Origin of the sequence: Streptococcus sp. ACS2, assembly GCF_000525585.1 — a bacterium.
GTDB lineage: Bacteria > Bacillota > Bacilli > Lactobacillales > Streptococcaceae > Streptococcus.
Window position 1 is genome coordinate 46,794 of sequence record NZ_JALT01000047.1, and the last position, 24,956, is coordinate 71,749.

Annotated in this window: 23 protein-coding genes; 22 read left to right on the forward strand and 1 reads right to left on the reverse strand. The window is 37.9% G+C overall.

Annotated features, from left to right (window positions below; all coding sequences use genetic code 11):
• Positions 1 to 41 precede the first annotated feature (41 nt).
• The 8 genes from HMPREF1517_RS09645 to rpsU all read left to right on the forward strand — a co-directional run bounded on the left by HMPREF1517_RS09645 (position 42) and on the right by rpsU (position 7,577).
• Positions 42 to 668 carry a hypothetical protein gene (locus HMPREF1517_RS09645; protein WP_021143782.1) on the forward strand — a complete coding sequence of 209 codons (627 nt, stop codon included), beginning with the start codon at positions 42 to 44 and terminating at the stop codon, positions 666 to 668.
• Positions 658 to 2,649: an excinuclease ABC subunit UvrB gene (uvrB, locus tag HMPREF1517_RS09650; protein WP_021143783.1), complete on the forward strand. Its 1,992-nt coding sequence runs from the start codon at positions 658 to 660 to the stop codon at positions 2,647 to 2,649. The genes HMPREF1517_RS09645 and uvrB overlap by 11 nt, the downstream gene beginning before the upstream one ends.
• Before the next feature lie 43 nt (positions 2,650 to 2,692).
• On the forward strand, positions 2,693 to 3,157 hold the full coding sequence (locus HMPREF1517_RS09655) for an 8-oxo-dGTP diphosphatase (protein ID WP_037601667.1): 465 nt from the start codon (positions 2,693 to 2,695) through the stop codon (positions 3,155 to 3,157).
• A gap of 213 nt (positions 3,158 to 3,370) precedes the next feature.
• Positions 3,371 to 4,183 carry a transporter substrate-binding domain-containing protein gene (locus tag HMPREF1517_RS09660; RefSeq protein ID WP_037601670.1) on the forward strand — a complete coding sequence of 271 codons (813 nt, stop codon included), beginning with the start codon at positions 3,371 to 3,373 and terminating at the stop codon, positions 4,181 to 4,183.
• Positions 4,184 to 4,194: 11 nt separating this feature from the next.
• The gene (locus tag HMPREF1517_RS09665; RefSeq protein ID WP_037601673.1) at positions 4,195 to 4,992 is read left to right on the forward strand and encodes a transporter substrate-binding domain-containing protein; all 798 of its coding nucleotides are present in this window, start codon (positions 4,195 to 4,197) and stop codon (positions 4,990 to 4,992) included.
• 244 nt (positions 4,993 to 5,236) lie between these two features.
• On the forward strand, positions 5,237 to 6,346 hold the full coding sequence (locus tag HMPREF1517_RS09670; protein WP_037601677.1) for an aminotransferase: 1,110 nt from the start codon (positions 5,237 to 5,239) through the stop codon (positions 6,344 to 6,346).
• A 67-nt stretch (positions 6,347 to 6,413) separates the two neighbouring features.
• Positions 6,414 to 7,208, forward strand: coding sequence for a transporter substrate-binding domain-containing protein (locus HMPREF1517_RS09675; RefSeq protein ID WP_037601831.1), 795 nt, complete (start codon positions 6,414 to 6,416; stop codon positions 7,206 to 7,208).
• Positions 7,209 to 7,400: 192 nt separating this feature from the next.
• The gene (rpsU, locus tag HMPREF1517_RS09680; protein WP_002884573.1) at positions 7,401 to 7,577 is read left to right on the forward strand and encodes a 30S ribosomal protein S21; all 177 of its coding nucleotides are present in this window, start codon (positions 7,401 to 7,403) and stop codon (positions 7,575 to 7,577) included.
• A gap of 158 nt (positions 7,578 to 7,735) precedes the next feature.
• Here the strand turns inward: rpsU and mscL are convergent, their stop codons facing one another.
• A complete protein-coding gene (gene mscL / locus HMPREF1517_RS09685; protein ID WP_037601679.1) occupies positions 7,736 to 8,116 on the reverse strand; it encodes a large conductance mechanosensitive channel protein MscL in 381 nt (126 codons plus the stop codon).
• Positions 8,117 to 8,278: 162 nt separating this feature from the next.
• Between mscL and dnaG the strand changes: the two genes are divergently transcribed.
• The 14 genes from dnaG to HMPREF1517_RS09755 all read left to right on the forward strand — a co-directional run bounded on the left by dnaG (position 8,279) and on the right by HMPREF1517_RS09755 (position 24,920).
• Positions 8,279 to 10,090 carry a DNA primase gene (dnaG, locus tag HMPREF1517_RS09690; protein ID WP_037601682.1) on the forward strand — a complete coding sequence of 604 codons (1,812 nt, stop codon included), beginning with the start codon at positions 8,279 to 8,281 and terminating at the stop codon, positions 10,088 to 10,090.
• Positions 10,091 to 10,093: 3 nt separating this feature from the next.
• On the forward strand, positions 10,094 to 11,203 hold the full coding sequence (gene rpoD, locus HMPREF1517_RS09695; protein ID WP_002884252.1) for an RNA polymerase sigma factor RpoD: 1,110 nt from the start codon (positions 10,094 to 10,096) through the stop codon (positions 11,201 to 11,203).
• A 53-nt stretch (positions 11,204 to 11,256) separates the two neighbouring features.
• Positions 11,257 to 11,592 (forward strand): metal-sulfur cluster assembly factor, encoded by a 336-nt coding sequence (locus HMPREF1517_RS09700; RefSeq protein WP_002884757.1) that lies wholly within the window; start codon positions 11,257 to 11,259, stop codon positions 11,590 to 11,592.
• Between the two features lie 10 nt (positions 11,593 to 11,602).
• Positions 11,603 to 12,529: a glycosyltransferase family 2 protein gene (locus HMPREF1517_RS09705; RefSeq protein WP_037601685.1), complete on the forward strand. Its 927-nt coding sequence runs from the start codon at positions 11,603 to 11,605 to the stop codon at positions 12,527 to 12,529.
• A 119-nt stretch (positions 12,530 to 12,648) separates the two neighbouring features.
• Positions 12,649 to 13,500: a dTDP-4-dehydrorhamnose reductase gene (gene rfbD / locus HMPREF1517_RS09710; RefSeq protein WP_037601688.1), complete on the forward strand. Its 852-nt coding sequence runs from the start codon at positions 12,649 to 12,651 to the stop codon at positions 13,498 to 13,500.
• 102 nt (positions 13,501 to 13,602) lie between these two features.
• Positions 13,603 to 14,751 (forward strand): beta 1-4 rhamnosyltransferase Cps2T, encoded by a 1,149-nt coding sequence (cps2T, locus tag HMPREF1517_RS09715; protein WP_037601691.1) that lies wholly within the window; start codon positions 13,603 to 13,605, stop codon positions 14,749 to 14,751.
• On the forward strand, positions 14,748 to 15,704 hold the full coding sequence (locus HMPREF1517_RS09720) for a glycosyltransferase family 2 protein (protein ID WP_037601693.1): 957 nt from the start codon (positions 14,748 to 14,750) through the stop codon (positions 15,702 to 15,704). The genes cps2T and HMPREF1517_RS09720 overlap by 4 nt, the downstream gene beginning before the upstream one ends.
• Positions 15,688 to 16,497 (forward strand): ABC transporter permease, encoded by an 810-nt coding sequence (locus HMPREF1517_RS09725; RefSeq protein WP_037598308.1) that lies wholly within the window; start codon positions 15,688 to 15,690, stop codon positions 16,495 to 16,497. Before HMPREF1517_RS09720 ends, HMPREF1517_RS09725 begins: the two co-directional genes overlap by 17 nt.
• Positions 16,497 to 17,702, forward strand: a complete 1,206-nt coding sequence (locus HMPREF1517_RS09730; protein ID WP_002891458.1) for an ABC transporter ATP-binding protein — start codon at positions 16,497 to 16,499, stop codon at positions 17,700 to 17,702. The genes HMPREF1517_RS09725 and HMPREF1517_RS09730 overlap by 1 nt, the downstream gene beginning before the upstream one ends.
• 19 nt (positions 17,703 to 17,721) lie before the next feature.
• Complete coding sequence (locus tag HMPREF1517_RS09735; protein WP_037601697.1) at positions 17,722 to 18,768, forward strand: glycosyltransferase family 2 protein; 1,047 nt, start codon at positions 17,722 to 17,724, stop codon at positions 18,766 to 18,768.
• Entirely contained in the window at positions 18,765 to 20,546 is a 1,782-nt protein-coding gene (locus HMPREF1517_RS09740; protein ID WP_037601700.1) for a rhamnan synthesis F family protein, read from the forward strand. The genes HMPREF1517_RS09735 and HMPREF1517_RS09740 overlap by 4 nt, the downstream gene beginning before the upstream one ends.
• Positions 20,543 to 21,469, forward strand: a complete 927-nt coding sequence (locus HMPREF1517_RS09745; protein ID WP_037601703.1) for a glycosyltransferase family 2 protein — start codon at positions 20,543 to 20,545, stop codon at positions 21,467 to 21,469. The genes HMPREF1517_RS09740 and HMPREF1517_RS09745 overlap by 4 nt, the downstream gene beginning before the upstream one ends.
• An 11-nt stretch (positions 21,470 to 21,480) precedes the next feature.
• The gene (locus HMPREF1517_RS09750) at positions 21,481 to 22,908 is read left to right on the forward strand and encodes a DUF2142 domain-containing protein (protein ID WP_232219575.1); all 1,428 of its coding nucleotides are present in this window, start codon (positions 21,481 to 21,483) and stop codon (positions 22,906 to 22,908) included.
• A gap of 17 nt (positions 22,909 to 22,925) precedes the next feature.
• Positions 22,926 to 24,920: a DUF7657 domain-containing protein gene (locus HMPREF1517_RS09755; RefSeq protein ID WP_037601709.1), complete on the forward strand. Its 1,995-nt coding sequence runs from the start codon at positions 22,926 to 22,928 to the stop codon at positions 24,918 to 24,920.
• Positions 24,921 to 24,956 lie beyond the last annotated feature (36 nt).

Genomic DNA, 24,956 nt, shown 5'->3' on the forward strand with positions numbered 1-24,956 from the left:
ACTTCTGTGTTAAAATAGAAGAAACACTTGGAGGAGACAATATGATAGTTAAGCTTGATAGGGTCATGTTGAAATTGAAAATAGTCGTTGGCCTTATATTTTCTGTCTTGTCTTTATGGATTCTTTGTCCTGAGCTAATTAGAGGTTCTCTTCGTGATAATCCAGTCAAGCAGTTCCTTGCTGTCATTGTTTTATTTTGGCTTTTATTATCCATTGTTCACCTTATAGACGGTATCGTAAATCTCAAAGGTCATGGAAAGCTCTTGGAACTGGATGACAATTCCTTGACCTACTATGGCCAAGCATTTGGACGGAAAACTTTTGACATTCCCTTATCCGAGATTGAATTTGTCAAGAAAGCTTGGACAACACGGATGGAGGATATTGGACGCTCTTCGACAGTGAGATATTCTTTGAAACGCATCGAGCATGTCTTCGACTATGATGCCGAGGTTGATGATAAAAAGAGATATCAGGTGTTGCTTATCTTCTTCAAAAATGGTGAGACAGCTGTTACCTATGACAAAAAACTTGGTCATCAATCACGGAAGAAACGTGCCTATGTCGCTAAGATGCGAATGATTCAAATTCCGCTTACAAGTGGGGAAATCTTCTCCGACCAAGAGATGAATGATTACATAAATGAAAGGAAAAAGAATGATAGATAGAAAAGAAGACAACCAATTCCATTTGGTTTCTAAATATGAACCTTCTGGGGATCAACCTCAGGCCATCGAAGCCTTGGTGGACAATATTGAAGGTGGTGAGAAGGCTCAAATTCTAAAGGGGGCGACAGGGACAGGTAAGACTTATACCATGAGTCAGGTCATCCAGCGCGTCAATAAACCAACCTTGGTTATTGCCCACAATAAAACTTTGGCAGGTCAGCTTTATGGAGAGTTCAAGGAGTTCTTCCCAGACAATGCTGTAGAATACTTCGTTTCCTACTATGATTTCTATCAGCCAGAGGCCTATGTACCGTCATCAGATACCTATATCGAAAAAGATAGTTCTGTAAATGATGAAATTGATAAGCTCCGTCACTCAGCGACATCTGCCCTCCTTGAGCGTAATGATGTTATCGTTGTGGCTTCCGTTTCTTGTATTTACGGTTTGGGTTCGCCAAAAGAATATGCCGATTCAGCGGTTAGTCTTCGTCCAGGGCAAGAGATTTCTCGAGACAAGTTGCTCAATGACCTAGTTGATATCCAGTTTGAGCGAAATGACATTGATTTCCAACGTGGGAAATTCCGTGTACGCGGTGATGTAGTCGAGATTTTCCCTGCCAGCCGCGATGAACACGCCTTTCGTGTGGAATTTTTCGGTGATGAGATTGACCGTATCTGTGAGATTGAAAGTTTGACAGGACGCAATCTCGGCGAGGTTGAGCACCTTGTTCTTTTCCCGGCGACTCACTTTATGACCAATGAAGAGCATATGGAAGAAGCCATCAAGAATATTATGGAAGAGATGGAAGCCCAGGTTAAGCAATTTGAAGCTGAGGGTAAGCTCATCGAGGCTCAACGTATCCGCCAGAGGACTGAATACGATGTTGAAATGCTTCGTGAAATGGGCTACACCAATGGTGTTGAAAACTACTCACGACACATGGATGGACGTAAAGAAGGCGAGCCCCCCTTCACCTTGCTTGATTTCTTCCCAGAAGATTTCCTTATCATGATTGATGAAAGTCACATGACCATGGGTCAGATTAAGGGAATGTATAACGGGGACCAGGCCCGTAAGAAGATGTTGGTTGATTACGGTTTCCGTTTGCCATCAGCGCTTGATAACCGTCCACTTCGACGTGAAGAATTTGAGAGTCATGTTCATCAGATTGTCTATGTGTCTGCCACTCCAGGGGACTATGAGATGGAGCAAACTGAGACTGTCGTTGAGCAAATCATCCGTCCGACAGGGCTTCTTGATCCAGAAGTCGAAGTGCGTCCAACTATGGGACAAATGGATGACCTCCTTGGTGAGATCAATGCCCGAACTGAAAAAGGCGAGCGTGTCTTTGTAACCACTTTGACTAAGAAGATGGCTGAAGACTTGACTGACTATCTCAAGGAAATGGGTGTCAAGGTTAAATACATGCACTCTGACATTAAGACTTTGGAACGTACGGAGATTATCCGTGACTTGCGTCTAGGTGTCTTTGATGTTCTTATCGGTATTAACCTTCTTCGTGAAGGGATTGACGTTCCTGAGGTTAGTCTGGTTGCTATTTTGGATGCGGATAAGGAAGGCTTCCTTCGTAACGAACGTGGACTTATCCAAACGATCGGACGTGCTGCCCGAAATAGCGAAGGTCACGTTATTATGTATGCAGATAAGATTACGGAGTCTATGCAAAAAGCCATGGATGAAACAGCTCGTCGCCGTGAAATCCAGATGGCCTATAATAAGGAGCATGGTATTGTTCCACAAACGATTAAGAAAGAAATTCGTGACCTTATTTCGATTACCAAGGCTAATGAAGCAGAGGTAGCAGAGGATACTGTGGACTACAGTGCCATGAACAAGAAAGAACGCCAAGAAGCCATCAAGAAACTTCAAAAACAAATGCACGAAGCAGCAGAACTACTTGACTTTGAATTGGCGGCTCAAATCCGTGACATGGTGCTGGAGCTGAAGAGTATGGATTAAGGCTAGTTACATCACTTAGGAAATGTAATAAGAAAGGAACTATATGTCACGTTCACAAGCAACTATTCTGACCAATATGTGTCTCATCGAAGATGGTCATGGAAATATTGTCATGCAAATCCGCGATCCCAAGCGTTATTCTTGGTCGGGTGCTGCCCTACCTGGTGGCCATATTGAAGCACACGAGGGGCTAGTGGAGTCAGTTATTCGTGAGGTCAAGGAAGAAACTGGCTTGACCATCAAAAACCCTAAATTAGTTGGTATGAAGCATTTTTACACGACAGATAACGAACGGTACTTGGTTTTCCTCTATAGGACCTCAGATTTTGAAGGAGAAATCCATTCAACAGAGGAGGGCGAAGTTCGCTGGGTTGCCAGGGAGGATGTGCCTAAGATGGACTTGGCTTATGACATGCTCAATCTGCTACGTGTCTTTGAAGAAGACAATCTCTCAGAACTTTTCTATCGGGAGCGCCTTGAAGATGACTTCGTCCGAGAATTTTGGTAATAAAATGAACTATTTATTCAAATGAATGAATAGTTTTTTTGTCTTAAAATCAGATAGAAGGCTTTAAAATGAACGAATTACAAGATTTATAGCAATGCCAATATTAATAAAAATAAAAATTATAATCAATAAAAGTCCATTTTTTCGTTGACAAATGCATAATAATGCATTATTATACTTACATAGTTAATAAATATAGAAAAGAGATTGATTATGAAACCATGGAAAAAACTTTTATTGGGACTTGCAGGTGTCTTTGCTTTGACAGCTTTAGCGGCTTGTTCTTCATCGACTAACACTTTAGATAAAGTTAAAGATAAGGGGACTTTGACTGTCGCTCTTAATCCGCACTTTGCTCCTTTTGAGTTTAAAACAATCCAAGATGGTAAGGATACTATTGTTGGAGCAGACATCGAAATTGCCAAGGCTATTGCAGATGAGCTTGGCGTAAAAGTCAAATTCTCTGAAATGTCTTTTGATAATGTCTTAGCAAATGTTCAATCTGGTAAAGCAGACATCGCCATTTCCGGAATCTCTGCCACTAAGGAACGTCAGAAAATCTTTGATTTCTCAGATACCTACTATGAGTCTGAAACGGTTCTTGTTGTCAAAAAAGATGCGACAGGAACTTACAAAGAAACAGGTGATTTTGCTAAAAAATCTGTAGCCGTTCAAAAAGGTTCTATTCAAGAAAATATTGCCAAAGCAAACTTGTCAGATGCTAATGTGGTATCCTTGGCACAACCTGGTGAAGCCATCAATGAATTGAAGTCTGGTCAAGTTGAAGGAGTGGTTCTTGAAAAAGCCATTGCACAAGGTTATGTAGATCAAAACAGTGACCTAGCTGTGTCAGACATCACGCTCAAGTCTGATTCAAAAGATGCCTATGCTGTAGCAATGCCTAAAGGAAGCGATAAGCTAAAAGAAAAGGTTAATAAGGTTATCGCTAAACTCAAAAAAGAAGGTAAGATTGACAGCTATGTTCAAGATGCCTACACTCTTTCACTTAAGAGTTCTAGCAAATAAGGAGTTATTATATGAAGAAAGTTTGGTTTATCCTTACAGCTCTAGTCGCCACGTGCTTTCTAGTTGCTTGTAGCGGAAGTCAGGGAGTAAGTCCCAAAACGATTAAGGAAAAGAAGAAAATTGTCGTGGCAACAGAATCTGAATTTGCGCCTTTTGAGTTCAAATCGTTGGTTAACGGCAAAGATACGCTGGTTGGAGCAGATATCGAATTGGCCAAAGCTATCGGTGAAAAACTTGGTGTAAAGGTTGAATTTTCAGTGATGTCTTTTGATAATGTTCTTGCTAACGTGCAAAGTGGTAAAGCCGATATCGCCATTGCAGGGATTTCGGTGACAGACGAACGTAAGAAGGTTTATGATTTTTCTGACAGCTACTATACGTCAGAAAATGTAGTGATTGTCAAAAAAGACAAGGTAAATGACTACACAAGCACTGATAGTCTCGCAAAACAAACGGTCGGTACGCAAAAAGGGTCTGTCCAAGAAACCGTTGCTAAGAAACAAATCCCTAAGGCAAGTGTCGTATCACTGTCTTCAAATGGTGAAATGATTAACGAACTCAAGTCAGGTCAGCTTCAAGCAGTTGTACTTGAGAAGGCCATTGCAGAAGGTTATATCGCTCAAAATGATGATTTAACCCTTGCCAACTTTAATCTCAAGTCAGATGGCACAGATGCTTATGCCGTCGCAACACGTAAGGGTTCAGATGACTTGCTTAAAGAAATCAATGCCGTCATCAAAGAGACTAAGGACTCTGGAAAATTTGACCAATGGTTGAAAGAAGCATCAACCTACAAACAAAGTAAGTAAATTTAAAACTTCCGAGCACCTGAAAATAGTAAATTTCAGGTGCTTTTATCACGGTGGAAGGTTTCGTTTGACACTCGCTTTGCCCACTAAAGAGAGTCTCAAAAATAGTCTTAAATCTAAAATGGGGCAATCCCCCATTTTTTATTGAATTCTCTGTTAAAAACAGTTATTATCAAAGTAGGTAAGTCTGTCAAAATAGACAAATGACATCGTATAGAGTGCTTAAGAAAAGCAAGGAGAAACTATGAAGCTACCACGTTTTGGTGTTGAAGAATGGCTTAATGTCCATGAAAAATCTGCCATATATGATATCGCAGGAGTTTCAATTAAGGCCCTCACAATGGAAGAATTATTTGACCTGTCAGGCCTTGATAAGGACGCCTTTTTTGCCCAACTACTAAAGAAAAAGATGGATTACGGCTGGATTGAGGGGTCACCAGAGTTCAAGACTCAAGTGGCTAGCTTATACAAGAACATGCCGGTTGATAATATCCTCCAAACCAATGGGGCTACAGGAGCGACGATGCTAGCTCTTTACGCTCTTATTGAGCCTGACGACCATGTCATTTCCATGTATCCGACCTATCAACAGCTCTATGACATTCCTAAGTCGCTAGGGGCAGACGTGGATCTCTGGGAGGTTGAAGAGGACAAGGGCTGGTTGCCTGATTTGGACCAACTCCGTCGTCTGATTCGCCCTAATACCAAGATGATCTGTATTAACAACGCCAACAATCCTACCGGTGCCCTTATGGACGCTGCTTACCTCGAGGAGCTGGTGGCTATCGCTAAAGAAGTAGACGGCTATATCTTCTCAGATGAGGTCTATCTCAGTTTTGACCAGCCTACGCCTTCTATTGTGGATTTGTATGAAAGGGGCATTGCCGTCAATAGTCTGTCAAAGACCTATTCGATTCCTGGTATTCGAGTTGGTTGGGTAGCTTCTAATACTGAGGTGGCAGACATTCTGCGGGACTACCGCGATTACACAATGATTTGTGCAGGTGTCTTCGACGATATGGTGGCTACCCTTGTTTTAGAAAATAAAGAAGCCATCTTGGAACGTAATCGTCAGATTGTAGAGGAAAATCTAGCTCTTATGGACGTGTGGATTGCCAAAGAGCCTAAGGCTAGCTGGATTCGTCCTGCCAGTGTGTCAACTTCCTTCGTCAAATTAGATGTTGACCGTCCCATTGAAGAGTTCGCCTTAGAGCTTCTTCAGGAGTACGGTGTGCTTGTGGTTCCAGGTAACCGTTTTGACAAGGAGTCGCATGTCCGCATTGGTTATTGTTGCGATAAGGAGGTCCTTCAAAAGGGCTTGGAAAAACTGTCGCAATTTCTTAATAAATGTTGACAATGCTACTAATTTTAAGTAAAATAACAAGCGAAAAATTATATTTATACAGGAGTTTCTTATGAAAATGAAAAAACTTTTCCTTGGGGCTATGGCTCTCCTTGCTACTGTGACTTTAGTAGCTTGTGGGTCAAAAAAGGATGCTTACTTATCCATTAAAGAAAATAAAAAACTTGTCGTGGCTGTCAGCCCAGACTATGCTCCATTTGAGTTCAAAACTTTGGTAGATGGTAAAGACCAAGTAGTTGGTTCAGATATCAAGTTGGCACAAGCTATCGCTGATGAACTCGGTGTTAAGCTTGAAGTTACAACAATGAGCTTTGACAATGTCCTTTCTAGCCTTCAATCAGGTAAGGCTGATCTTGCTATTTCAGGTATCTCAGTAACAGACGAACGTAAGAAAACCTTTGATTTCTCATATCCTTACTACGAAACACAAAATGCTATCATCGTTCGCAAAGATCAAGAGTCTACTTACTCAAGTCTTGATGCTTTCAAAGGTAAGAAAGTAGCAGTTCAAAAAGGTACCATTGAAGAAGGCCTTGCTAAGAAACAATTGAAAGATTCAACAGTCGTATCACTTACAGCAATGGGTGAGGCGATTAACGAGGTGAAATCTGGCCAAGTTGATGCTGTTGACCTTGAAAAACCAGTAGCAGAAGGTTACGTGGCACAAAATTCAGATTTGGCTTTGGCAAGCGTTGCCCTCAAAGTTGATGATGGCGATGCAAAAGCAGTCGCTATGGCTAAAGGCAACGAAAGATTGAAAGAAGTAGTCAACAAAGTCGTCAAGAAATTGAAAGCAGATGGTACTTACGACGAGTACATCAAGGATGCTTCTAAATACACAGCAGTTGAATAAATCAGTAGCTAGGGGAGATGCCTCCTCTAGTTTTTGTATAGGAAAAAACTTGGATAGTTTTAGTAGACTTAGAAGTCAACTGTAATAGCAAAAATTCCTAAACTTAAATATATTTCTTGACAGAAAAAGGCGAGTCTTGTATACTTGAATAGAACGTGTAAAATGTTACATTATCTTGAGGAGGTGAATTCAATGTCAAAAACAGTAGTACGTAAAAACGAATCACTTGACGACGCTCTTCGTCGTTTCAAACGTTCTGTGACTAAAGCTGGTACTCTTCAAGAGGCTCGTAAACGTGAACATTACGAAAAACCTTCTGTAAAACGTAAACGTAAATCAGAGGCAGCTCGCAAACGTAAAAAATTCTAATTAAGAATGAAATTAACAGAAAAAAGCTTGAGTCTTCTCAAGTTTTTTTCTTTTCATCGAATAAAGAAGTCGGTTAGTAGGTATGAGATATAAAAAATAAGACGTCTGAGATTTCAGACGTCTTAAGTTTCATATGTCTTTAGTTGAACAAATAAAGATTATTTGTTTGCAAGAAGGTCGCGGATTTCAGTAAGCAATTCTTCTTGTGATGGACCTGCTGCTTCAGCAGCATCTTCAGCTTCTTTTTTGCTAAGAGCAGTTGCTTTGCTAGCAGCTTTAACAACGAAGAAGAGAGTAGTACCAACGATGATGAAGTTGATAACTGCGCTCAAGAAGCTACCGTATGCGATACCGTTCCATGACAATTTAGAGAGGTTTTCAACGTTAGCGGCCTTAACAACTGGGTTAAGGATAAGTGGTGTGATGATATCACCAACAAGTGAAGTGATGATAGCGTTGAAAGCAGCCCCCATAACAACGGCTACAGCAAGATCAAGGACGTTACCCTTGAACAAAAAGTCTTTAAGTTCTTTAATCATTTTGACAATGAATCCTTTCTTTTATTTACTTTTAATATTTTATCTGATTTTGTAAATCTTGACAAGAGATTTGCTCATGTAAAATCAATTTTATTTTACTTTCATTTTTCATCGTGTTATAATTAGGGGTAATGCAATTATGGTAAGATAGGGGGCGATTAGATGGTGATTGATAAAGCTTTAATAGAAGATATTAAGAGCAGCACCAACATCGTCGACGTGATTGGTGAAGTTGTCAGTCTTAATCGCGCAGGTCGTAATTACCTTGGCTTATGCCCCTTCCATAAGGAAAAAACTCCCTCATTCAACGTTATTGAGGATAGGCAGTTTTACCATTGCTTTGGTTGTGGAAAGTCTGGAGATGTCTTTAAATTTTTAGAGGAATACCGTCAGATTTCTTTCCAAGAAAGTGTCAAGGTTCTGGCAGACCGCTTAGGTATTGCAGTTACGATAGACGCACCAAGACAGGCTCAGCAGCAGAATTCTCCTAATCAACCTTTCTATGATCTTCATGAGGATGCGCTTAAGTTTTATCACGCAGTCTTGATGACGACTAAGATAGGAGAAGCAGCGCGTGCCTACCTCTATGAACGTGGCATGACTGACGATTTACTTAAGACCTTCCAGATTGGTCTAGCCCCTGACGAACCAGATTACCTCTATCAGTCTGTATCAAAAAAATATGACGAAGAGGTACTGACAGAATCAGGACTTTTTAATCTTTCTGAAAGTAATCGTCTTTTCGATACCTTTAAAAATCGAATCATGTTTCCGCTTAAAAATGAGTTTGGAAAGACCATCGGTTTTTCAGGGCGTGTTTGGACTAAGGAAGATGTTGAAAAAGGACAAGCCAAGTACAAAAATACAAGGGCTACTCGTATTTTCAATAAGTCCTATGAACTCTACCACCTCGATCAGGCTAAGCCAGTGATACAGAAAACCCATGAGGTCTATCTGATGGAAGGGTTCATGGATGTTATTGCTGCCTATAGAGCTGGGCATGTTAATGCTGTGGCTTCTATGGGGACGGCTTTGACCCCTGAGCATGTCAATCGCCTTCGTAAGTTAACCAAGAAAATTGTTCTTACCTATGATGGTGATAAGGCTGGGCAAAATGCGATTGCCAAGTCTCTTGAGCTTTTATCGGATTTTCAAGTCGATATTGTTAAAATTCCAGATAATATGGATCCTGATGAATATCTACAGAAAACATCTGAAGAGGCTTTGGGTAAACTCTTGGTCGAATCCCGCATTTCAGATGTGGAGTTTTGGATAGGACAGCTCAAGCCTGCCAATGTAGACAATCTTCAAGCAGAGATTGCCTATGTCGAGCAGATTGCTAAGATTATTGCCAAGTCCCCTTCTGTGACGGCACAAAATTCCTACATTTCTAAGGTGGCTGACCTTTTGCCAGATTTTGATTTTTTCCAAGTCGAGCAAGCGGTCAATAACGAACGATTGACTATGAGGAATCAGCAGACGGCTCAATTATCGGCTGCTAGTAATGGTGCTTATGAGTCTTCAGCGCCAGGATTCAGAGGGACGGTCAAACTACCTTCTACACCTAAGATTACAGGCCTTCGTCGCGCGGAAAACCAACTCTTCCATCGCATGTTAAATCATCCGATGATTTTGAATGACTATCGCATGAGAGAGGAGTTTTTCTTCCAAACACCTGAGTTAGAGGAGCTCTATCATATTCTGAAGCAAGATGGTCAAATCGATACGGTGGCCTTGTCTGTACTTTCTCAAGAGGTGCAAACAGCCTATTATCAGGTTTTAGAGGAGATTTTACCCCCTGAAACCAGTTTAGAGGAAGTCCAGGCTATTGAAGAGCGTAGAAATCATTTTCTGAGGGAACAGGACTTTCGTAGGCAAAGTAAACAAATAAGAGAATCAAGTAACCACGGTGATGTGGATGCAGCGGTGGAAGCCCTGCAAATGCTCATCGACCAAAAACGAGATATGGAGTAACACATGGCAAAGAAAAAACAAAATACAGCATTTAACGTTCAAGTCGCTGATTTCATCCGTAACCACAAAAAGGCTGGTACAGCAATTGATGATGAAGTCACAGAGAAACTAGTTATCCCATTTGTTCTTGATGCTGATGGGATTGATGACCTTTTGGAACGTTTGACAGACGGTGGTATCTCTATCACAGATAAGGACGGAAATCCTTCATCTAAATATGTTGTTGAAGCCCCAAAACCAGAAGAGTTGACAGACGAGGAGCTTCTTGGTTCAAACTCAGCTAAGGTCAATGACCCTGTTCGTATGTACCTCAAAGAGATTGGGGTAGTGCCTCTCTTGAGTAACGAAGAAGAAAAAGAATTGGCTATCGCTGTTGAAAATGGTGACTTGGAAGCTAAACAACGTTTGGCAGAAGCTAACCTTCGTTTGGTAGTCTCAATCGCAAAACGTTATGTGGGACGTGGTATGCAGTTCTTGGACTTGATTCAAGAAGGTAATATGGGGCTTATGAAAGCCGTTGATAAATTTGACTACTCTAAAGGTTTCAAATTCTCAACTTATGCGACATGGTGGATTCGTCAAGCAATCACACGTGCTATCGCAGACCAAGCACGTACCATCCGTATCCCAGTTCACATGGTTGAAACTATCAATAAATTGGTCCGTGAACAACGTAACCTCTTGCAAGAGTTGGGACAAGATCCAACGCCTGAGCAAATCGCTGAACGTATGGATATGACTCCAGATAAGGTTCGTGAAATCCTTAAGATTGCTCAAGAGCCAGTTTCTCTTGAGACACCTATCGGTGAAGAAGATGATAGCCATTTGGGTGACTTTATCGAGGATGAAGTTATCGAAAATCCAGTAGATTACACAACTCGTGTAGTTCTTCGTGAACAATTGGACGAAGTGCTTGATACCCTTACAGACCGTGAAGAAAATGTTCTTCGTCTTCGTTTCGGTCTTGATGATGGGAAGATGCGTACTTTGGAAGATGTTGGTAAAGTCTTCAACGTCACTCGCGAACGTATTCGTCAGATTGAAGCTAAAGCCCTTCGTAAATTACGCCACCCAAGCCGTAGTAAACAACTTAAAGACTTTATTGAAGACTAAGATAGTAAATGGAAGGGGCCTGATTATTAGGCCCTGATTTTGGAGGAAAAGCTATGTCTGAAGTAAAATACACTGAAGCAGAAATTGAAAAAATCAAAGACCGTATCTTGGAAGCCTTAGAAATGGTCATTGACCCAGAGTTGGGGATTGATATTGTCAACCTAGGCCTTATTTACGATATCCGTTTCCAGCAAGATGGCTATACTGAAATCGACATGACCTTGACGACTATGGGCTGTCCTTTGGCAGATCTTTTGACAGACCAAATTTATGACGCTATGAAAGAAGTGCCTGAAGTCACTAAGACTGAGGTTAAATTGGTCTGGACACCAGCATGGACTATCGAAAAGATGAGCCGCTATGCCCGTATCGCCCTAGGTATTCGTTAGGAGAAGGCTTATGAAAACACTGGCTATCGTTGTTCCTTGTTATAACGAGGAAGAGACCATCCATCCTTTTTTAGAGGTTTGTCAGGCAGTTGAACGACAAATGACCAATCAGTTGACTTTCAACTATTATTTTGTCAATGACGGTTCAAAAGATCGCACCTTAGAGGTTTTGAGACAGGTTTCAAAACAATTTGAAAATGTTCACTATCTCTCTTTCTCTCGTAATTTCGGGAAAGAAGCAGGCTTACTTGCAGGACTTGAAGCAGCTGAAGGCGACTACGTCACAGTTATGGACGCCGATCTTCAGGATCCACCTGAACTTCTTATCGAGATGTATGCCAAAATCCAAGAAGGTTACGACGTTGTCGGGACACGACGTGCAGACCGCAAAGGTGAACCACCTATTCGTTCACTCTTTGCTAAGGCATTTTATTGGTTGATTAATAAAGTTTCTGACACAGAAATGGTAGACGGGGCGCGTGATTTCCGTTTGATGACGCGTCAGGTTGTTGACGCCATCCTTGAGCTCAAGGAAGTGAATCGCTTTTCAAAAGGCCTCTTTTCTTGGGTTGGCTTTGATGTGGCCTACGTCTCTTATGAAAATCGTGAACGTGTGGCAGGAGAAACCTCATGGTCTTTCTGGAGCCTATTGAGCTATTCACTTGATGGCTTTATTAACTTCTCCGAAGTACCGTTGAAGCTTGCCACATGGGCAGGAACCTTCTCATTCTTAATCTCTTTGGTTGGAATTGTCTTTGTCGTTATCCGAAAACTAACTATAGGTGGGAGTGTTGCAGGCTGGGCAAGCCTCGTCTCAATCATCCTCTTTATCGGAGGAATCCAACTCTTAGCCTTGGGGATCATCGGGAACTACATCTCAAAGATTTTCCTAGAAACCAAGAAACGACCAGTGTATGTTATTAAAGAAAAAGGGTGAAGATAACCAGCTGTTTATACAAATAAATTTGTTGTATAGAATTATAAATGAAAGCAGATTTTTTCTGCTTTTTTTGATAAAATTAAAGTGCTATTAATGAAAATTACAAGGAGAAAAATATGATTCTAGTAACAGGTGCAAATGGCCAACTCGGAACCGAGCTTCGTCACCTTCTTGACGAGCGTAACGAAGAGTATGTAGCAGTAGATGTGGCAGAAATGGACATCACAGATGCTGAAAAAGTAGATGAAGTGTTTGCGGAAGTAAAACCAACCTTGGTCTATCACTGTGCTGCCTACACAGCTGTTGATGCTGCTGAAGATGAAGGTAAAGAACTTGACTATGCTATCAACGTGACTGGTACTGAAAATGTCGCTAAGGCTGCTGAAAAACATGGTGCAACGCTGGTTTATATTTCAACAGACTACGTTTTTGATGGTGAAAAACCAGTCGGTCAAGAGTGGGAAGTTGATGACAAACCAGATCCACAGACAGAGTATGGTCGTACAAAACGTATGGGTGAAGAGCTAGTTGAAAAACATGTGTCAAACTACTACATTATACGTACTGCTTGGGTGTTCGGTAACTATGGTAAGAACTTTGTCTTCACCATGCAAAACCTTGCTAAGACTCACAAGACACTTACAGTTGTTAATGACCAACACGGTCGTCCAACTTGGACACGTACTTTGGCAGAGTTTATGACTTATTTGGCTGAAAATCGTAAGGAATATGGTTATTACCACTTGTCAAATGATGCAACAGAAGATACAACTTGGTATGACTTTGCGGTTGAAATCCTCAAAGATACTGATGTTGAAGTGAAACCTGTTGATTCAAGCCAATTCCCAGCTAAGGCTAAACGTCCACTTAACTCAACAATGAGTTTGACTAAAGCTAAAGCTACAGGATTTGTCATCCCAACTTGGCAAGATGCTTTGAAAGAGTTTTACAAACAAGAAGTGAAATAAAAACACAGCAGTCCTTTGTGGCTGCTGTTCTGTTTGTATTAGGCAAAAGCCTTGTAAAATGGTATAATTGATTAGATTATAGACTTGTTAGAAAGGGGATTTATGCAACACGTATTCATCATCGGAAGTCGTGGACTTCCAGCAAAATACGGTGGTTTTGAGACATTTGTAGATCAATTAGTCTCCAACCAAGTTTCATCTCAAATTAAATACCATGTTGCCTGCCTTTCTGATAAAAAGGCCTATGAGCATTTCGAATATAAAGGTGTAGATTGTTTCACGATTAAGGCACCCAAATTAGGACCTGCTCGCGTTATTGCCTATGATATGATGGCTATTAATTACGCTTTGAAGATAATCCGTAAGGAAAATATAAAAGAACCGATTTTCTATGTTTTAGGAAATACTATAGGTGCCTTTGTAGCTCCCTTTGCTGGCAAGATTCATAAAATTGGTGGTAAATTCTACATTAATCCAGATGGTTTGGAGTGGAAACGAGCTAAGTGGCCCAAGCCAGTACAAGCTTATCTAAAGTATTCTGAGAAAGTGATGACAAGACATGCTGACTTGGTTATCTCGGATAATCCAGGAATTGAAACTTATATTCAAGATGCCTATCCGTGGTCTAAGACAACTTATATTGCTTATGGAACAGATTTATCACCGACAACACTAACAAATCAGGATGCTAAAGTTAGAGATATTTACAAGACATGGAATACTTACGAGAAAAACTATTATTTGATTCTTGGTCGTTTTGTTCCAGAAAATAACTATGAAACGGCTATTCGTGAGTTTATGAGTTCCTCAACAAAACGTGATTTAATTATTATTTGTAATCATGAGGGCAATGCTTATTTTGAGGAATTGCGCTCCAAAACACAGTTTGATACGGATTCACGTGTGAAGTTTGTTGGAACAGTTTATGATCAAGACCTATTAAAATATATACGCAAAGAAGCTTTTGCTTATATTCATGGTCATGAGGTTGGAGGAACCAACCCAGGCTTACTGGAAGCCATGGCACAAACTGATTTGAATTTAGTATTAGGTGTCTCTTTTAACAAGTCTGTAGCTCAAGATACGGCTCGTTACTGGAAAAAAGAAGTGGGAAATCTGTCTCATTTGATTGACCAAGTAGACGGTATTTTTGATTCTTCTGAACTAGGTAGGTTAGCTAAGGAGAATATGAAACAGAACTTTACTTGGAAAAAAATTGTGGGTGAGTACGAGGAGTTATTTTTATCATGAAAGTAAATATCTTACTGTCAACCTACAATGGTGAGCAGTATTTAGAGGAACAGGTTAAGAGTATCCAAGAGCAAACCTATCAGGAGTGGGAACTTCTCATACGTGACGATGGTTCATCTGATGGAACAGTTGAACTTATTAAACAACTGGCTACACGAGACTCACGTATTCGCTTTATTAATGAGAATCATGTTGAGAATGTTGGTGTTATCAAAAGTTTCCACGCACTTCTTAAGTATAGTAAGGCAGACCTATATTGTTTCAGTGACCAAGATGATTTTTGGCTTCCTGAAAAGATCTCACTTCAAGTGACAGAAGCAAAAAAGTATTCTCAGGATAAGCCTTTACTCATTTACACTGATTTAAAGGTAGTGGATGAAAATTTATCTGTCCTTCATGATAGTATGATTCGTACTCAGTCTGACCATGCCAATACTGAGCTGATTCAAGAGTTGACTGAAAATACAGTTACTGGTGGTGTTGCTATGATTAACCACGCTTTAGCAGAACTATGGACTGGTGAGGAAAAGTATGATTTACTGATGCATGACTGGTATCTAGGTTTGCTAGCTTCTGCCTTTGGTAACTTAGTCTATATTGATGAGGCAACTGAGCTCTATCGTCAACATAGTAGTAATGTCCTTGGAGCTCGAACTTTGCGAAAGCGGATGAAAAATTGGGTTAGACCCCATATCCTTTTTGCCAAATATTGGAGTCTTATCAAAGCTAGCCAAGACCAGGCTAAAAATTTGCTGGAACTCCCGTTAAGTTCACAGAATAAGGAAATCATTGAAAACTTTGTAACAATTATGGATGCTCCATTTAGAGAACGTTTAGCACGTATTCGAAAATACGGTTATCGAAAAAATAGAGCATTTCACACAACTGTGTTTACGACATTGATTCTTACAAAGTTTGCATATAGAGGAGAGAAAGATGTTAGACTTTTTTAGTCAGAAAAATCGTATTTTGTTACGAGAAATGGTTAAAACCGATTTCAAATTGCGCTATCAAGGTAGTTTAATCGGTCATTTGTGGTCGATTTTGAAACCACTTATGCTCTTTACAATTATGTACCTAGTGTTTGTTCGCTTCTTGCGTTTTGATGACGGGACACCGCATTATGCTATCGGTCTTTTAATCGGTATGGTTACATGGAGTTTCTTTTCAGAAGCGACAAGTATGGGGATGATGTCAATTGTATCAAGGGGAGACTTGTTACGAAAATTGAATTTTTCGAAAGAGATTATCGTTATTTCATCTGTTGTTGGGGCTTCAATCAACTATGTGATTAACCTCTTGGTTGTCTTCGTTTTTGCCTTGGTAAATGGTGTTAATTTTTCAGTAGGATGGCTAACTGTTATTCCATTGTTCCTAGAACTCTTCCTTTTTTCAGCTGGTATAGCCTTTGTCTTAGCAACACTCTTTGTTAAGTACCGTGATATCGGTCCGATTTGGGAAGTAGTGATGCAAGCTGGTATGTATGCGACACCTATTATCTATTCGTTGACCTTTATTTTGCAACGTGGACAAGTTAAGATTGCAAAACTGATGATGTTGAATCCTTTAGCACAAATTATTCAGGACTTGCGACACTTTATTGTCTTCTCGGGTAGCTTACGTGGTTGGGATTTAATTGGACATAAAGCTATTGCTATTATTCCGTATTTCCTACCACTTGTTATCTTTGCTATTGGTTACTACATTTTCCATCATCAAGCTAAAAAATTCGCGGAGATTCTCTAATGACAGAAAAGAAAATTGCAGTTAAAGTGGACCATGTAAGTAAGTTTTTCAAATTACCGGTTGAGTCTACTCAAAGTCTTAGAACTGCCTTAGTAAATAGATTTAAAGGAATCAAAGGCTATAAAGAACAACATGTTTTGAAGGATATTGACTTCGAAGTTGAGGAAGGTGATTTCTTCGGAATTGTGGGACGAAATGGTTCAGGAAAGTCGACATTATTGAAGATTATTTCTCAAATTTATGTTCCTGAACAAGGGACGGTTACAGTAAATGGTAAAATGGTTTCATTTATTGAACTTGGTGTCGGATTTAATCCTGAATTAACTGGACGTGAGAATGTTTATATGAACGGAGCAATGCTTGGCTTTACGACAGCAGAAGTGGACGCCATGTATGATGAGATTGTTGAGTTCGCAGAACTTGAAGATTTCATGAACCAAAAACTCAAGAACTACTCGTCTGGTATGCAGGTCCGTTTGGCTTTCTCTGTGGCTATCAAGGCACAGGGTGATGTTCTTATCCTTGATGAGGTTCTTGCAGTAGGTGATGAGGCTTTCCAACGTAAGTGTAATGACTACTTTATGGAACGTAAGAAATCAGGGAAAACAACAATTCTTGTAACTCATGATATGGGGGCTGTTAAGAAGTACTGTAACAAGGCTATTTTAATTGAGGATGGCTACATTAAAGCCAAAGGCGAGCCAAGAGACGTTGCCAATCAATATAGTTTTGACAATACAGAACAAGTAATCACTTCAGAACAATCAGGAATTGAAAGAAGTGGTTCGCTTGTGGAAAATCTGAAGTTATCACTGTTGTCTTCTAAGAGGGCTACACCAAATGAACCAATTTCATTTGATTTGACGTATACTTTGCTAGAAGATGTGCCTACTTATATTGCTATCTCATTTACAGATATTGATCGTAATATTTGGATTTACAATGATAATACGATGGACAACTTAACAAGTGGCAAGGGTGATGTTAAAGTAAACTACCAGTGCTCACTAGCAGGGTTAAACGATATTAAGTTAAAACTCGAAATTACTGTGAGGGATGCGAATAATCAAGTTCTAGCCTTTCTTCCGGCTGATGAGATTCCAGTTATTGTTCTAAATAGGGATGATATTGATGAAGATGACGAGTCAGCCAAAGATTCTGCAACTGGTATTATTCAAAGAAATGGGAAGTGGAGTTTTTCTTAAGAGAAAAAGGAAAGTTTGAATGAAAGTATCGATTATTTGTACCAATTATAATAAGGGGGATTGGGTACGAGAAGCTATGGATAGCTTTCTCAATCAGAAAACAAATTTTGATTTCGAGATTATTATCATTGATGATGCTTCGACAGATCATTCGTATGAGATTATTCAAGAGTATCAAAATAAGTTTCCTGAAAAAGTTAGAACTTTTCGTAATGAAGTGAATCTTGGCATTACTAGAACTTGGAAAAAAGTTTGCCAAGAAGCTAAGGGTCAGTACATCGCGAGATGTGATAGTGATGATTTTTGGACGGACCCATTAAAACTTCAAAAGCAAGTTGATTTGCTAGATGCTTCAACAGATTCACTATGGTCAAATACCGAATTTGACATGGTAGACCTAGACGGAAATCTTATCCAAAAAGATGCTTTTGCTAATAAGGCACTTCCTTTAATTGATTCTTACGAAGAGATGCTTGTCATGAAAGGAATGACAATGGCTTCAACCTGGTTGGTTGATACCACTCTTATGCAAGATGTATCTGCTCAAATTAGCGATACAGCCTCAGACGATACATTTGAGTTGCAACTTGAATTATTCAAACGCACTAAAATTTCTTTTTTGAGTGATTCCACTACTGTATATCGTATGAATTTGGGATCTGATTCAAAACCCATGACATTGGAGACTGCTGAAAGGCGGTTCACAGGTATCTTAGATTCTCAAATTAAATATCTCAACAAGTATCCAGATCAGGATATTCAAAGAATTTCACACTTAGCGCTTGTTAAGGATCGTGATTTGGATATCTTAGTTTTTAAAAAAGATCGTCAGATAGAAGACTTGAATTTGAAATTAAATCAAGTATCACAGATTTCTCATGACCAAAACGAGTATATTGAAGTTTTGAAAAAAGAGAAAGAAGAGTTACGTTCTAATTTGACTAGTGAGTTGAATCGTATACAAAGTCTATATGATGACTTACAAATCCAATATAACAGTGTTGTTACTTCGAGAAGATGGACAATACCAACTAAAATTATTAATTTCTTTAGGAGAAGTAAATGAAACGTCTATTGCTTTATGTTCATTTCAATAAATATGATCATATTAGTCGACATGTATTTTATCAACTTGAACATATGAGACCGTTGTTTGATAAATTGGTTTTTATTTCAAATAGTCGTCTTAGTGAAAGTGAAGTACAGAAACTTCGTGATAAATACTTGATTGATGATTTTATCCAACGTGAGAATAAAGGTTACGATTTTGCTGCTTGGCATGATGGTATGGAATTTGTTGGATTTGATAACTTGAAACAGTATGATTCTGTCACTGTTATGAATGATACCTGTTTTGGTCCTCTATGGGATATGGCACCAATCTATGATAAATATGAATCAAATTCAAATGTAGATTTTTGGGGTATGACTAATCATCAAGGAATCAAGGCTGGTGATATTTATATTCATGAACATTTGCAATCTTACTTTATTTCATTTAAAAAACGTTTAGTTGAATCTAGTGTGTTCCAAAAGTTTTGGAAGTCAGTTGAGAGTTTTGAAGATGTTCAAAAGGTAATTGATAATTATGAAACTCTTTATACCAAGAGATTTATGGATGCTGGATTTAAGTATGAATCGATTCTTAATACGATCCCACTAAATGATAAGTTTTTCCATAGTAATTTTACAATTCATTATCCTCATGTTTTGCTTGATGCAGGGGTTCCGTTCATTAAGGTTAAGACATTCGATTTAACCCAGCACCTCGCTCCTTATTTGCTTAAGGAAATCGAGAATAGAACAGACTATCCGGTAGAATTCATTTTGTCTCACATGTCGGATATGAGTTTACCAACTCCACCTTATTTACTTGATCGCAAAGTTATTGAGGAAAGCTCACAGACATATTCAGACACAAAAAAAATTGCTGTACATCTCCATACTTACTATGTTGATTTACTTGAGGACTTTTTAAACCAATTTGAGAATTTTCATTTTACTTATGACCTCTTCCTAACTACGGATTCAGAAGAGAAGAAGGAAGAGATTCAGTCTATCCTTGATAAGAATGGAAAAGTAGCTCGAATCTTTATTACTGGAAATCGTGGACGTGATGTTATTCCAATGCTTAAGTTGAAAGATGAACTTTCTGCTTATGATTATATTGGACATTTCCATACTAAAAAATCACCAGAATACCCTTATTGGGTTGGAGATTCATGGCGAAATGAACTTTTCTCAATGTTAATTCAACCTGCTGATAACATTATTGCGAACTTAGAACGTGATGATAGACTAGGTCTAGTGATTGCTGATATTCCAAGTTTCTTCCGTTATACTAAAATTGTGGATCCTTGGAATGAGAATCGTTTTGCTGAGGGGATGAATGATTTATGGGAGCGTATGAATCTTGGTCGAGATATTGACTTTGATAAGATGAATACTTTTATCATGAGTTATGGAACATTTATTTGGTTCAAGTACGATGCTTTAAAACCATTGTTTGACCTTGATTTGCAAGATGAAGAAATCCCAGCAGAACCAATTCCTCAACATACCATTTTGCATTCAATTGAGCGTATTCTGGTTTACCTTGCATGGGCAAGACGTTATGATTATGCCATTGCAAAAAATGATATCTATATTACGCCTTTTGTAGATAATGTTGTATTGAATATCCGACCTGATACTTTACCAAATACCTATATTAATTTTGATAATATCGGTGGTATAAAAGGTGCTCTCAAGTATATTATTGTAGGTCCAGGAACCGCTGTGAAGTATATTTTGAGAAGAATAAAGAGAAAATTTAAATCTAATAATATGAAGGAGAAATTATGACAGAAAAAATTGCGGTGCTTTTACCAGCTTACAATGAAGAAGTGACTATCCAAAAGGTTATTGCTGATTTTCAGAAGGTACTTCCAAATGCGGATATTTATGTTTATGATAATAACTCTAAAGATAAAACTAATGAATTAGCAAGAGAAGCAGGGGCGATTGTCCGTTTTGAACCTAGACAGGGTAAGGGAAATGTAGTTCGATCTATGTTCCGTGAAATTGATGCTGATTACTATATTATGGTTGATGCTGATGACACTTATCCCGCAGATGAGGTAGAAAAACTTTTAGAGCCGTTACGTTCAGGTATGGCTGATATGACCATTGGTGATAGATTATCAAATGGTACTTATGCTGAAGAAAATAAACGAGGTTTTCATGGTTTCGGTAATAATTTAGTCAGACTTCTAGTGAATAAATTATATAAGGGTAATTATCAAGATATTATGACTGGTTACCGGGGCTTTAATCGACTTTTTGTTAAGACCTTTCCAGTTCTTTCCCCTGGCTTTGAAATTGAGACAGAGCTTTCTATTCACTCATTAGATAAACGTTTTAAATTGGTCGAGGTTCCGATTACCTATCAAGATAGACCAGAAGGCAGTGAATCTAAGTTAAATACTTTCTCAGATGGTTTCAAAGTTCTTAAAATGATTTTTAACCTTTTTAAAGATTATAAACCTCTTTTGTTCTTTAGCTTAGTTAGTCTTGTATTATTTATTTTAGGTCTATGTGTAGGAATTCCTGTAGTAACTGAATTTGCTAAAACAGGATTAATTGCTAAGATGCCATCAGCAATTTTAGCAACGGGGGTGATGATTCTTGCCGCTTTATCTTTTATTGCAGGGTTTATTTTAGATACACTAGTAAGACAAAATAGAATGCAGTATGAGTTGAAAATCTACGACTTTTATAAGGATTGATAGAATCTATTATGGAAACGATAAAAGATAATTTTTTTAGTAGAAAAGGTTATAGTAATGTTGTACTCACGATCATTCTGATGGTTACTCTACTTACGGGATTAGTGTCTATTACTTTGAGGAGCCCTATGGTGGGATTAGATGAAATGGGGCATTACGCAAGGAGTATTGAACTTTCAAATGGTAATTTGCTTAGTTTACAGGATGGGAATCCTGCACTTGCTGGAGGAAAAATTTCATATACACAATATGAATTTATAGAAAAAGCTAAGCAAGTTCAATCGGGTAATTCTACTAAGTATAAAGCGACGGATAAAGATTGGTATCATAAATTTTCTTCAATTCCTTTTACTAATCAGAAAAGGTTTTATGTGAATACAAATACTGTTCCCTATACACCTTTTTCTTACTTACCATATGTTTTTACAGCTTATTTGTCGAAAATTATTGGAATAAAGCCTGTTACAGAATATTTGTTAATGAGACTTATTGGTTTCTTAACCTATTTTCTTTTGTTTATATTTGCTATCAAAATTACACCAGTTGGGAAGTTTACTTTAGCATTTATTTCTACTATTCCGACTGTAATAGTTAGTTGGACTAATATTTCTGCCGATGGTTATATGGTTGCAATCTCAGCTTTATTCTTTGCTGTAATATTGAGAGTGGTTTATTCCTTAAAGCAAGGAAAAAACATTACTTTAAATGATGTACTAGCTGTCTCGATTGTAACGATATTATTATCAATGGGAAAAATTCCAATATTCCTATATTTATTTTTGCTATTACCGCTTGCGTTCTTACTTAAAAAAAGATCAAATTTTGAACATAAGGCATACTTTTATTTATTGCTTCTTTTTGGTCTTAGTTTTTTGGTAACTATATGGTGGGTACTGATTGTTAAGAACATTAATACAGGTGCTTATTTTGGTAGAAATGTAGATACGTTCAAGCAGTTGAGTTTTATCTTATCAGATATTCCAAGTTTTTTAACCCTACTTGTTCGTACATTATTGGGCTATAATTTTTTTGTATATACTATTGGGTATACGAATGATTTAGCTGTACATGCAATTCCAAAGTTGTTTACCTACTTGAGTGCTACAGCACTGGTGTTATCAGTATTTGCTAAATACAATAGTCAAAACTATCTGAAAGCACAAAGAAATATTTATTTTAAGTTGTTTGAGATTTCAAAGTATTTAATTTCTTTTGCTTTTATTGTTTCGGTATTTATCATACTTTACTTACAGTTCTCAGAAATTGGTAGTCATACCATTGATGGAGTTCAAGAACGATATTTTATCCCAATTTACTTCATTTTATTAAGCATAATTCCTAAACGAAAAATATCATCTGGATTATACCTGACTATAATTTCGTTATTGGCAATTTTACCAGCGATTTCTTACTGGTTAATTCTTTTTAATCAACTCTAGAAATGGAAAATAATTTTATGAAAAAAGCTCGTAGTTTTGGGATATCTTTTATCAAGTGGCGTTACGTAATCGCTCTATTTGCTCTTATTTGTTCAGTAAGTCTGAATCTTAATGGTAGTTCAATTGCTAATTGGAATAACTTTGGTGTTAGAGAAACCGTGTCAGGTGTTCAGTCTGAAACAAAGACAGTTGACGATTATCAAGGCTTTCAAAAATTAAAGTTATGGGTTCCATCACTGTATCGTACGGATGATACTATCATAGGTAGTCCTAGACCAATCAGATCTGATGAATGGTTAGTCCAAACACCTTTTTACTTATCTCAGGTAAAAACAGGAAATCATTTTACAAATAAATCCTATCAAGTTACAGGTCAGAATATGATGCTTGCTTATAATGTTTCATCCTGGCATATTTCAACGATAGGGAAACCATTTAACTGGGGATTTCTTTTCTTAGGAGCCTCTAGAGGGTTATCTTGGTATTGGAGTTTTAAAATTATAGCAATGCTACTATTAGCTTATGAATTTGCTATGATTTTAACCTCTAGGCGTAAGCTATTATCAGCTGTATCAAGTTTTTGGATAACTTTCACACCAACAGTACAATGGTGGTTCATGCAACATCTTGGCGATGTGGTATTCTTTTCATTATTGATAATGGTGTCTATATATCATTATTTTAACTCTGAAAAGAAAATGTTCAAAATATTAATGGCAATAAATTTGATAATTGCTCTTATTGGGTTCCCATTAATTATATATCCAGCATTCCAAGTCCCATTTGCTTATATTATTCTATTATTTACAGTAATACAGTTTTTCAAGGCATTAAGAAATAAAAAGGTTACACTATTTGATGTGATTGTGATTACATTAACTTTATTTGTTTCGCTTACGATAGATGCATTGACCATTTATCAGAGTTGGGATGCAATATCAGCAACTCTTCATACTGTATATCCGGGAAAAAGAATTTCTGTTGGTGGGGAATATACTTGGAAAAATTTAAGTGATTTCTTATTTAATATCGTTCTGCCATTTAAGGCTCCTCAAGTAAGTAACCAAGTTGAACTATCAAGTTCATTTAATTTCTTACTTTACATACTCCTAATCTTGCCTTTTGTTATTAAAAGGAAAGATATCAATAAAAACATCTTTGGGATTGTCTTAGTAGTTTATTCACTAATGCTGATGCTTTATAGTATAGTTGGTATACCAACCGTACTATCTAAATTAACATTGTTTAGCTATGTACCATTTTCTAGGTCGTGGCAATCGATGTCAGTAATTGCAGTTTTTGCTTCGATATGGTTTATATCTTTTATATGGGATAAATTAGAGAGAGTAAAGTTAACTAAAATTTTACCATCTTTATTCATTGTCACTATACTCTACTTATACAGAGGACTAACAGATGATATCTATAAGAATTATTTAGGAAGGTTTACATCCGTTATTTTAATTGTGATTATGTTAATTGCTTTTATTTGTATTCTTTATAGAAAAAAACGTGTATTCTATCCTATTATGTTAGTCATTATAACTGTGAGTGGATTGACTGTTAATCCACTCACACATGGCATAGGTGCTATTGAAAATAAATTACTATCTCATGAAGTTGAAAGCATTGTAGGAAAAAATCCTAATGCGATTTGGATGTCTGACTCTACAAATCTCTATCACTTTGTTCAAATGTTTGGTGCTAAAAGTATAGATGGTGTTAGATTTTATCCCGATAGACAACTTATGTCTAAAATTGATAAGCAAAATCAATATGAAGATGTATGGAATAGATATGCACACTTAAAATATTCATTAACGAACGAGAACACATCTATGACTACACCAGTTCCCGATAATGTAAATATTAACTTAAATATAAATGAGTTAAAAGACTTAAATGTAAAATATATTTTGACAACTAGAGACTTAAATAAAGAATTTGGTTCGTCATTTACAGAGATTTATCAGGATAATGATAATAATAGAATCTTTGAATATTTGAATTAACTTCCCCCTCCCACTTACGAATAAGTAAGTAGGAGG